Annotated in this window: 10 protein-coding genes; 3 read left to right on the top strand and 7 right to left on the bottom strand. The window is 35.7% G+C overall.

Annotation, left to right across the window (positions count from 1 at the left end):
• The first annotated feature begins 8 nt into the window (after positions 1–8).
• Positions 9–1,298: a serine hydrolase domain-containing protein gene (locus tag P700755_RS12270; protein WP_015024978.1), complete on the top strand. Its 1,290-nt coding sequence runs from the start codon at positions 9–11 to the stop codon at positions 1,296–1,298.
• Between the two features lie 162 nt (positions 1,299–1,460).
• Complete coding sequence (locus tag P700755_RS12265; protein WP_051007964.1) at positions 1,461–1,679, top strand: hypothetical protein; 219 nt, start codon at positions 1,461–1,463, stop codon at positions 1,677–1,679.
• Between the two features lie 222 nt (positions 1,680–1,901).
• Here P700755_RS12265 and P700755_RS12260 read toward each other — a convergent pair whose 3' ends face one another.
• Positions 1,902–2,351, bottom strand: coding sequence for a nucleoside deaminase (locus P700755_RS12260; RefSeq protein WP_015024977.1), 450 nt, complete (start codon positions 2,349–2,351; stop codon positions 1,902–1,904).
• Between the two features lie 585 nt (positions 2,352–2,936).
• Here P700755_RS12260 and P700755_RS12255 point away from each other — a divergent pair.
• Positions 2,937–4,010, top strand: a complete 1,074-nt coding sequence (locus tag P700755_RS12255; RefSeq protein ID WP_015024976.1) for a response regulator — start codon at positions 2,937–2,939, stop codon at positions 4,008–4,010.
• A gap of 346 nt (positions 4,011–4,356) precedes the next feature.
• On the opposite strand, the gene P700755_RS12250 is transcribed toward P700755_RS12255, so the two are convergent.
• The 6 genes from P700755_RS12250 to P700755_RS12225 all read right to left on the bottom strand — a co-directional run bounded on the left by P700755_RS12250 (position 4,357) and on the right by P700755_RS12225 (position 11,528).
• Positions 4,357–5,253, bottom strand: coding sequence for a 3-hydroxyacyl-CoA dehydrogenase (locus P700755_RS12250; protein WP_015024975.1), 897 nt, complete (start codon positions 5,251–5,253; stop codon positions 4,357–4,359).
• A gap of 57 nt (positions 5,254–5,310) precedes the next feature.
• Positions 5,311–7,260 (bottom strand): oleate hydratase, encoded by a 1,950-nt coding sequence (locus P700755_RS12245; RefSeq protein WP_015024974.1) that lies wholly within the window; start codon positions 7,258–7,260, stop codon positions 5,311–5,313.
• Positions 7,261–7,360: 100 nt separating this feature from the next.
• On the bottom strand, positions 7,361–8,623 hold the full coding sequence (locus tag P700755_RS18800; RefSeq protein WP_015024973.1) for a DUF5692 family protein: 1,263 nt from the start codon (positions 8,621–8,623) through the stop codon (positions 7,361–7,363).
• A 68-nt stretch (positions 8,624–8,691) separates the two neighbouring features.
• Positions 8,692–9,627, bottom strand: a complete 936-nt coding sequence (locus P700755_RS12235) for a DUF5692 family protein (RefSeq protein ID WP_015024972.1) — start codon at positions 9,625–9,627, stop codon at positions 8,692–8,694.
• A gap of 90 nt (positions 9,628–9,717) precedes the next feature.
• The gene (locus P700755_RS12230) at positions 9,718–10,566 is read right to left on the bottom strand and encodes a hypothetical protein (RefSeq protein ID WP_015024971.1); all 849 of its coding nucleotides are present in this window, start codon (positions 10,564–10,566) and stop codon (positions 9,718–9,720) included.
• 23 nt (positions 10,567–10,589) lie between these two features.
• Positions 10,590–11,528: an alpha/beta fold hydrolase gene (locus P700755_RS12225; protein ID WP_157609292.1), complete on the bottom strand. Its 939-nt coding sequence runs from the start codon at positions 11,526–11,528 to the stop codon at positions 10,590–10,592.
• Positions 11,529–11,546 lie beyond the last annotated feature (18 nt).

Genomic DNA, 11,546 nt, shown 5'->3' with positions numbered 1-11,546 from the left:
GAATTCATATGAAAAGAATAATCAAATGCCTCTTTGCGCTTATTTTAACAGCAGCTTTATGGAGCATTCTTGTATTTTTTGGAACTGTAAATGGATGGTTGCACAAGCCGTTTACAAAAAGTACTGACCCAGAACTATTTACAGTTGCAACTAAAACTCAAATCGAAAAAGAATTTGTGCGCAACTTCGCGATGGCCATTATGAAAGAGGGTCGTGTTGAAAAACAATTGTTTCATTCTGCAAATAAGAAAGTTGATAAAAACACGATTTTTCAAGTAGCGTCTTTTTCAAAATTTGTGTCAACAGTTGAAATAATGAAATTAGTGGAAATGGGTAAAATCAACTTAGACACCCCCGTAAGTGATTACCTAAAAAGATGGCAACTACCACCAAGTGAATTTGACCATGAACAAGTCACAGTAAGAAGATTATTAAGTCATACCTCAGGTTTAACTGATGGACTTGGCTATAGTGGTTTTACAAACTGTGATTCTATTCAGACCACAGAAGCCTCATTAACTAAAGTCAAAGATACAGATGCTGGATTAAGTGGTGAAGTAAAAGTAGGAATTGAACCTAATTCTGCATGGATATATTCTGGAGGAGGCTTTACACTCTTACAGTTATTAGTGGAGGAAACGAGCGGGCAAACTTTTAACGAGTTTATGAAAATTAATATATTTCAACCCTTGAATATGACCAGCAGTACCTATATTTTAAATGATTCATTAGAAGATAGACTCTGTGAATTTTATAATTCCAATACTACTGCGGCACCACATTTTTATTATACTTCTTTAGCAGCTACTTCTCTATATACTTCATTGTCTGATTTGGAGTTGTTTTTTCAATTTTTTCTTAAAGGCAAAAACGGAGAACCTATTGGCAGGGGTCAAATAAGCCCTGAATCTTTAAAATTAATGCGAAAACCACATTGGGATATGATGGGCGCAAGTATTTATGGGTTAGGCACCATGCTTTATATCGATATCGAAAATGATGATAACATTTTCGGACATGATGGACAAAGTACACCGCCTATTAATACTGCAATAAGAATAAATCCCAAAACTGGAGATGGGCTAATTATTTTAGAAACTGGTCATCCAGATTTAGCGACAAGAATAGCAAGCGACTGGGTATTTATAGAAACAGGCAAATCAGATACTTTACTGTTCACTATGCTTACAGGAAAAATGACTAATATTTTATTTATTGGATTAATCTCAATACGTATTCTAACCATCGGAACAGGAATATGGCGAAGGAAAAGAAAAGTATTACCATTAAATAACTGAAGTAAAGTAACTTTATTCTCGTCTATTTTGAGTTATTATTATTTTAGACTCAAAGATTCAAGTTTGTGAATCTTTGAGTCTTTTGTTGTGTTTTTATTCTGCTTATCTAGGTAAAACGGAAACTGTACTTTCCTAAAAGAAGACTACATAATTTCAAACATTATGTACAAAAATGACAAAGTAATTAAACGTTACAGCAAACCTTTCAAAAGAAAAAATGTAGATATTAGTTTAACACATGAAAATCATTGTCACGAAAATGCAATAGCAGAATGTGTAGATGGAATATTAAAAAATGAGTTTTATCTCGATCAAACCTTTGCTAACGTAACACAGGCTAAGAGAGCTACAAAAATCCAATTAATCTTTACAACGAAATGAGTGTAGACTTATATTTAGATTATAAAACACCTGATGTGGTATATAAATTATCATCGTAAATCAATTTTAACCTCTAGCCATATTTAAGAACCAGACAAATCTCTTGTCCTTCACAAATTTGTTCTTTTAGAATTTCTCCGTGACTTTTGACCTAACCAATTTCACTATCATCAGCTTGCCCCAGCTCTTGATTTACACTCTCTAGTATTTCTTCGCTTATAGCTAAGATTCCCAGACTGCGATAGCTTCATCGCGGAGCATTTGTTTTAATTTAAACTCTAGGTGACGATTCTCTGTATTTGACTTGTAAAAAAGATCACTATAGATATATCCTGCTTCTTTAGCATCATCTGCCGAAGCACCATAAAAAACCTGATCAAGATCTGCCCATCTAGTCGCTCCTAAACACATCAGGCAGGGTTCGCAACTCGTGTATAGCACGCAACCTTTTAGAGATTTAGATTTTAGCTTTCTACAAGCCTCCTGTACCATAGCGAGTTCAGCGTGCTGGGTACAATCGGTCTTAGATCCTACTTGGTTATGACCTTCGGCAATGATATGACCCTCTTTTACTATAACAGCGCCAAAGGCTCCTCCTCCATCGGTATCCTTCCCCTTCTTTGCCCAATTAATAGCTTTCAACATGAATTTTTCGTGAAGCTCTTTTTTCATAGTGTTGAATTAAAAACAAACTCAAAAATAATACAACTTATCGATTCTGCAGTCTTAATTTTAGTTATCAAATAGTTTTAGCCAGAAAGTTTTTCTTTTTAACGATCATTTTGATCATATTTTTCATCACTACCTAAGCCAGATTTCCGAGCCCCAAAATTGGGCTTGAGTAGCCTAAAGACATAAAAAAACTTGATAACTTACTTAGAAAAGTATTGATACGATTTTAAATACTGACAAGTATAACAAGCTACAACAAAGAACAATTAAAACTATTTGAGAATGAAGCAATAGATCAGTTGTGATAAATCAAAACTTTTAGAGAGAAATCGATACAATTTCAGCAACTGATAAATACAGGGTTTTATATCCTTTGATACTTTTGGAATTCAATTAACTACTACAGTGATACGATTAGAAAGAATGGCAATTGGATCTTTAGCTACTTCTGATGAAAAAAAAATAGCAGATTTTAAAAATTCAAAAAACTGACCTTTCTCATTTCAACAAATAAGACTTGCACTTAATTTTGGTCTCATTAACACATGTTTAATATGCAATAGAAATGCTAAGCCTATAAGACCGATGAAAAAAATATTATTAATTGAAGACAACCAAGAGATTCGAGAGAATACGGCAGATCTTTTAGAATTGGCCAATTATAATGTGGCCACTGCCGAAAATGGGATAATAGGTGTTGAGATAGCAAGACAATTTGAGCCCGATATTATCATCTGCGATATCATGATGCCCAAATTAGACGGCTATGGCGTACTCTTTCTTTTGAGTAAAAACACAAAAACCTCTGGTATTCCTTTTATCTTTCTAACAGCTAAATCAGAAAAAGATGATATGCGGAAGGGAATGAATATGGGAGCTGACGACTATATCACAAAACCTTTCGAGGAGATCGAACTACTGAATGCCGTTGGGAGCCGGCTTAAGAAAAATGACCTTTTAAAAAAAGAAATTACAACGAATTTGAAAGGGATCAAGACCTTTTTTTCCGATGCGTCTAGTTTCGAAGAATTAAAAAACCTTTCCAAAGACCGTAGATTAATTAAGTATCGAAAAAAAACAGATATCTATATGGAGGGGGATTTGGCGTATAAACTCTATTTTATTCAAAGTGGTAAAGTCAAGACCTATAAAATGGCAGATTCGGGAAAAGAATTTATCACAGGAATGTTCGGTTCGGGAGATTTCTTGGGAGCTATGTCGCTTTTAGGAGAATCAGGAGTTTACGGCGAATCAGCCATAGTCAATGAAGACGCAGAGATTTGTGCTATTTCAAAAGATGATTTCACTAATTTAATTTTTAGCAATAAAATGGTATCCAATGCCTTCATAAAGTTATTGTCTGATAACTTAGTGGAACGTGAAGATCAGCTTGTGCGCTTAGCTTACTGCTCGGTACGGCAAAGAATCGCTAAAAAATTGATAGAATTGAGCAGTAAAACAAACCTCAACAACGATGCACTCAAAGGTATAAATGTCACAAGGGAAGATCTTGCGGGATTGATAGGGATCGCAAAAGAAACATTATGCAGAACACTCTCACAACTTAAAGATGACCGATTGATATTAATGGAGAAAAGAAATATAACGATCCTGGATAAAATGCAATTAACGCGTGTTGCCGATTCAGGATATTTATAATGAAAATGAAACATTTTTAATTTCCAATGCAAAAACTGGGTCTAATATGATAATTATAAGAAAATCAGCAAGCCCTAAGTAAGAGTTTTATAGGCGATCAGCACTTTGTTTAAATTCATCCCAAACATTCCTGTCATCTAACAAAATTTTTGATAAAGTACATACAAGATTAGACCCTGTCGCCAGAAGATTTTAGTAACTCAGACTCTCTTGACGACCTCATAAATAAATCAGGAATATCATAATATTGACAAAATTCAGTTGTAGTCAATATGTTTTTGATGTGCGTATTTAAATATACCACGCTTAAAGTATCTTCCCAAAATAGGTGATTAAAGTGATTTTTTTAATTTAAAAAATCTTTGCTTTTATAAGCTGGTTCTGGATATGTATAAAAACCTTCTCCGTTGGAAACTCCTAATTTATTTGCATCAATAAATTTTTCCTTTAAATACTCTGTCGTTTTAATTTTCAAAGGATCCTGTGATTTTCCTGAAGCCATTTTATAGATATTATATACCGTATTAATACCTACGATATCAATGATAGCAAACGGTCCTATTGGAGCACCTGTTGCTTTCATCCATGTTTTATCTATAGTTTGAAAATCTGCAACCTCTTTTGCTAAAAGATTTGTAGCTGCACTTAACAATGGCACTAGCAATGAGTTTAAAATATAACCAGGCTGTTCTTTATGCAGCGGTAGTGCTAGCATCCCAATGGCCTTGGCAAAGTTAACCACGTCCTTAAATGTTTCTGGGTTTGTTTGTGGATGGCCCATAATTTCTGCTGTATTATTCCTCCATATATCATTTGCAAAATGTAAGGCTAAGAATTTGGAAGGTCTCCCAGTAACCTCTGCAAACTGACTTGGTAATAAGGTAGACGAGTTGGTTACAAATACTGTTTTCTCTATGGCTACTTTTGCCAATTTCTTATAGAATTCTGTTTTAACATCTGGGTTTTCAGGTACGGCTTCAATTAATAAATCGGCATCTTTTACTGCTTCAGATAAATTTGAGATATAACTCAAATTGCTATATGCACTATCCAGTTGTTCTTTTGAGGCATTTAAATCTTTTTTAAAAGCCTCACTCATTGTGGTGAATTTGGCTTTTGCTTTTTCAAGAACATCATCATTTATATCGTAAACAATGACATTAAAATTATGAAAGGCTGCTTGAAAAGCAATCTGATATCCTAAAACGCCACTTCCTGCTACTGTAATATTTTTAAATTTCATATTTTTTTAATTATTAATTTAGGGGATTTGGTATTTTAAACCAAATCCCCTAAAAAGTTAATGCTTTAGCCCATTTGCCCAATCCTTAAGTTTATCCAACTGCTCACTAAAGAAAGAGTCGTGGTGCTCTTCATCCTCTTCATTCTCTTCTCCTGCAGGTAAAATGTGTTCAAAATAGGTGTTCTTTAGTATTCGCTTTAAAACACTTTCTCCTAGAAATGGTTTGTAATCGTTTAAGGCTTTAGTCGCTTTTAATAGCTGACGAATATCGTACTGGCTAGCAGCAATATCTGGCACCTGCTTGTTAAGGTTTAGTAATTTATAAACAGCTATTCTAGCCGTTCTCACCGAAGTTTCTACAGTAAATACAACATCGTTGTTCGTCTCTACAAACTGTCCTACAAGTCCTAAGTTCTTGGAACCACTTAGAACTATCTGCGGCCTGTCTCCTTCTGCTCTAGGCATAAACATAGAGGTTATGTAGGGCATGAAACTTGTTTTGACAATTGTGTTTTCAATAATAGTATCTATTTGGTCTTCTAATCCAATATGAAAACATAATTCAGATAAAATTTCATTTCCTGTACTTTGTGGCATCGTTTTTTTATTATAATTGCCGTCTTTATTCATGAATAAAGCATAAACCCATATGACCAAAACATCGTCGTGTTGTTCTGGGAAGTGGGGTTGACGGTTAATGGTAAAGCTCATTAGCCAATTAGAATCGGTAATAGAAACTATTCCTCCGGTAGCTGCTTTTCCAGAGTAGGGATCGTTTACACAGTATTCCTTAATTTTTTCAGTTAAGGCTGAAGGACGACACGTTAATGTAGCAGACTGCCAAGATGATTTTTCAATAGAGCTACAGAATTTTTCAGGTTTACCAAATTCAGCCGATTTTGTTGCTAAATTTTTCCATAGTTGCCATCCTGAACTCTTACCACTTTCGTTAGTATTAGTAGCTTCCATAGTAGCATTTGTATTATCACCATAAGAGGTATCTTCAGTCATGGAAGCTGTAGTCACAATTACATAATCGTTTTCAGTTACTGGAATCTTTACTTCTTTATCTTTTTGTTGGGTAATTATACCTCTAACCACTTTACCTTCTGTGTTGATCTGTATATCTAAATCTTTAACCAAGGTATCAAACTGTATTTTAACGCCTTTTGATTTTAAATGATCTGTTAAAGGTTTTACGAATGAATCGTACTGATTGTATTTTGGAAATACCAAGCACGATAGATCCTTAAATCCATCGGTAAGATGTAAAAAGCGGTGCAGATATAACTTACATTCTAGTAAACTATGCCAGTTTTCAAAAGCAAACATGGTACGAAATAAAGTCCAAAAGGTACTTTTCAAAAATGAGCTACTAAAATAATCTTCAACAGTCATATCATTTAGGTCTTCTTTCTTTTTTAGTAAAAGCCTAACAATAGCCAATTGATCTAATTTGTCTAAGCCAAATTTGCTAAAATCTTGTATTTCTCCATGATTATGAATTAACCTAGCTTTTGAATAATTAGGGTCATTATCGTTTAGCAAACGAAATTCATCTAAAACACTATAGGGAGCAGGCATTTCTATAGCAGGAATATCCTGAAGTATATCCCAAAGGTTCTCATAAGTCATTTCCATTTCTCTACCACCTCTAACAAGGTAACCGTCTTTAGCATTTCCAGCACCATCAAGAGAGCCACCTTTTACAGCTAATTTGTCGAGAAAAAGAATATTTTCACCGGGGATGTGACCATCTCGTATAAAGTAATAGGCAGCAGATAGACCCGCTATACCGCTTCCTACAATATAGACTTTACTGTCTTTAAAAGATTTAGAAGGGATACCTTTATTACGTTGGTAGTTTCCTGTGAGATCAGCAAAAGGCATAGGTTGATCTTTCGAATTGCCCACTACTTCCTTGTTCGCATCTGGAGCGTGTTCTACATGTCCTGGAAATGGAGATGCGTCTAACACTTTATCGAATTTTTTTGTTATTTTTTTCATGATGTTTTATTTTAATGTTTTTGTCCTACTCATATCACTTTTCGGTTCCGTGCCGTTTTTCTAATGGGTTCTGGCCTCCACTTTGTTGGATTATAAAAATCTATACAACCTGCTCTGTTGTGTTTACTTCTTCAGTTTCGTCTTGTCCCACACGGAAATTTTTAGGTGTTTTTCCTGTTAGCACATATCTGAAATGATATAGTGCATATGCTAAATTTGCAACAATACTGAATATCGCAAAAAACATCATAAAGTTATAATTACGAGGCAATTCTACGATTACGCTATCAACAAAAGACCCAAAAGTAAAGAGATACATCATCCATATCCCAAGGGTAAAAGCTCGTGCCTGAAGCCAGGCACCTCGTTTTGGAAGAATGGGTAAGGTACAAGACAGTAATACCATAAAATGGAAGGCGGCATGTCCCGGAAAATTGAGGTATACAAAAGTGAAATTCCATATATCATAAGCAATAATCCAGAACATGGTCATAGCAGGCCATACCATATCTTTATGTTTTGATTGGTCTGGCCCTATGTTTTTCCATTTAGACAGAGTAATAATACTTAAGATTCCGGCTATGGCATTAAGCGTGTTAGGTAAGAAACCCAGAGAAAAGTCTTGTGTAACTGCTTCAAAAATGTTAACAGCAAGAAATGCAGCCGCAATAAATACCGCAAATTTAAAAGTCCCTAATTTGGTATATCGAATAGCCACGAACCATACACAAGCCATGACCACAGAGTACAATTTTACCCATCTAAACCAATATACGATGCCATTGTCCATCCATATCGGAATCATTATGAGCGGTATCAAACCAAAAAATAAATATGCAGCCCATTTATATCTACGAAACAATTCGTTTAGAAACATCAATACAAGAAGAACTCCTATAAGATGAATAAAAGAAAGACCCTTATGGTTTTCTGTAAGCATTAATGTTTTAGTACCCATTTCAACTGAATAGGTTTCGCTCTTTACATATTTCAATTGTTTCCCATCAAAATCATGGATTTCACTTCCTTTATCACTTATTATTTCTAAAGCTTTTCCGTTAGTATTCCATGTTTTTTCTTCCGTCAGATTATTTCCCGAAAATTGTTTTTTAATTGTAACAGTACCATCATTTCTAAAATCAAGAGAGAAGTAACTATCTCCTTCACCTGTATTGCCTTCCATATTGCCTTGAAGCTTACCTATATCTTTAGGTTTAGCGTTCTGCATATCATTTGGGGTTGTATTGATTTCAGATGAATAATCCGTATCTACATACTCGCCGTACTCGGCAGCGAACAAATTTGCCGATGTCAGAGCAAAAGTGAATAAAAGTAGTATCCATTTTGGGATTAAATTTTTCATGATTGTTTTTGTTATTTTATGCAGGTTATTTTGCAAGCTATCGTGAGTGTTTAAAATATTTTCAATGTTTATACATTTTCTGCTAGTACGTTTTGATACGTTTTTGTGTCCTTATATATTTCATCTTTCAATGGGTGTTTTTTAAGCCTCACTATCCGTAAACCTTGATAAACAAAGAGGGCTAGATTTGCAATAAGTGCAATGAGGCTAACAATAAAGAAAGCTTGAGGATTGTGTGTGGTAGGAACCGGTGCAATCTGGTCAGCAAACTGCGGAACGGTCATCACAAACATGATCCATAAAGCAAGTGTGGAAGCCCGATGCTGAAGCCACGCTCCTTTTTTAATAAAAAATGCTGGAATTGTACAGGAAAGCAGTAAGGCAACACCCGCATAAAAGGAGTGATCGGAAATACAGTTATAGGTATAGGCAAAATTCCACAAATCGTAGGCAATAATCCAAACCCAAATCATATCAGGCCAGATCATATCTTTAGATTTATCCTTTGAAATAACGATACCCGTCCAACCGCAAATGGTAACAATATTTAAAAGTCCTGCAATACCGTTCATTATATTCCAAGACCCAGACATCACCCATAGGTTATCGACATAACCGCCCTCCCAAAGACCAAAACTATACACTTGAAAATCGCGAAAACAAGCCTCAAGGATATTTATGGCAAGTATGGCAGCAGGGAATACTAGTACCCATTTCCTTTTTGCCAATGCTGGAATAAACCGAATGGCCATAAAACCAAGGCAACCAGCAAGTGCAGAATAGGTTTTCACCCAGTTAAACCAAGTTCCTGTTCCATATTCATTATTTGGAGCTGCCGTTTTTGGCCAAACGAAAATCGTTAGAATTATAGGAACAATAAGGAAAAGTAGTATCCCTCCCCATTTAGTGGTTCTACCAAATTCATTAAAAGCGATAAGCGTAAGGATCACAAATAGCATAATCGCCCATGCATTTAGTCCCGGTACTTCATATAGATAACCCATGTGGAATATATTTAAATAGTAAAGTTCCATTAATCCAATTCGCAGTTTATAAGAGGTTAAGGGATATAAACCGCAAACAAGGTTCTGTTGTTATTTCTTCAAAGGATTCATCATTCCCGTCGTTAGAGTAAATCTAAAATTCCATTCAGGGCCCACCATATTTGGAGATTCGGCATAATACTGGGTTTCATAACTAAGATTTACGGGAAGTCTACCCATTTTAAAAGTACTACTGAAACCAAGGCCTATTGGTATGGACCATACATTGCCAGACGTTTTATCCCAATTAGCTTCAATTATCGGGCTCATGCCTATATTGAAAGTGGGGCTAACACGATATCTTAGAAAATACTGCAGCTTGAATCTATTAATATCCGTGCTATTTTGTTGCCCTCCTAAAGACCAGTTTTGTTGGGCTATAAATCCAAAAAAATACTGGTCATCAACTCTTCCAATACCAAATGTAGGACCGACCGACCATTGCTCAGCTCCAATTATTGAATTGGTAGCCGTTGGAAAGATCCATGTGGCCCCAAACCCAAACAGATTAAAGTAGCCTAGGCCATTTGTTGGAGTAAACACTTGAATCAATTCTATATCACCCAAACCTCTCTCGTTTTGATAACTCCCATCCAGTTGTGGTGTTTCAAGAACAACATAAGGGATTAAGGGTCGGTTTACCAAATTCCACTTTTCACCTATAGGAATGGGCATGATAGGTTGAAAGTTTGTAAAATTAGCCTTGCGGTTTCCTGAAATGGCATCACCTTCTAAAAACACAAAATCATTTTGAATTTGTAAACTCCAGATATCGGAGAGGGGGTTTAAAAACTCAGTACTCATTTTTGCGAGATCCACATCTGCTTTACCCTCTACTTGTGCGGTGACATGTCCTATAATAAAGGAGGTCAATACTGCTGTGATTATAAATTTTTTCATGCTATTTTAATTTTATGGTCTTATTAATTTTTTTGTTCAGCTTGGTTTGCACGTGAAGCAAGCCACCATTGCAGTGTTGTCGAAACCAATTTTGAAGCATCTTGCTGCACAAAGTGGCTAGCTCCTGGCACAGTTACCAAAGTCATATCTTTCTCCAACCATTCCCAAGTATTATTGAGACCATGAGCATTGATTGCCCAATCGTCAAGGCCATGAAAAATCAATACAGACATCTTAAGTTTTGGTAAAGGGTTTTTTTGAGCATCTTCCCATGCTTTTTGATAAGGTGGACGTGCATAATTGGCCTTATAATAATTTAGCATGGCGGTAAAGTCCGATCTTTGATAAGCCTCTATATAATGAATACGTACTTCTGGATCTTTTACCCAACTGGCAAGATTTTCTGCAGTCATAGGTTTGCCAAATAAAATTGTAGGGTCATCTGGTGTGCCGTCTATAAACTTTCTGGCGTAACTACTGCTCTCTTGTTGGACAGGATTCGTGGCCAGTTCTCGTCGCATACCATTGGGATGAGTCACATTAAGAATAACCAGTTTGTCGGTCATCTGAGGTAGATGTATGGCAAATTGCCAAGCTACTGCCCCACCCCAATCATGGCCTACAATAATTGCTTTTTCTTTGCCGAAATGGTGGATTACAGCGGCAACATCACCAACTAATTTTTTAAGGGAATAATTTTCCACTCCCTTAGGCTTATCACTCTTGTTATAGCCTCGTTGGTCTATCGCAACAACATGATAGTCTTTCGATAATACTTCCATCTGGTGACGCCAGGTATACCAATAATCAGGGAAACCGTGGATCATGATAATCAAAGGCCCTTTACCAACTTCTGCATAATGGATTTTAACACCATCAGAATTGGCATAGCCATGGTCTACTTCTTGTAAAAAAGTTGAAGGTTCTGGTATTTTCACTGTTTCTTGGGATGTAGCATACATCGTCGAGAATAGTGTACC

The organism is Psychroflexus torquis ATCC 700755 (genome assembly GCF_000153485.2).
GTDB lineage: Bacteria > Bacteroidota > Bacteroidia > Flavobacteriales > Flavobacteriaceae > Psychroflexus > Psychroflexus torquis.
Note: the sequence above shows the minus strand (reverse complement) of the source record. Positions and strands in the feature narration are given on the sequence as shown.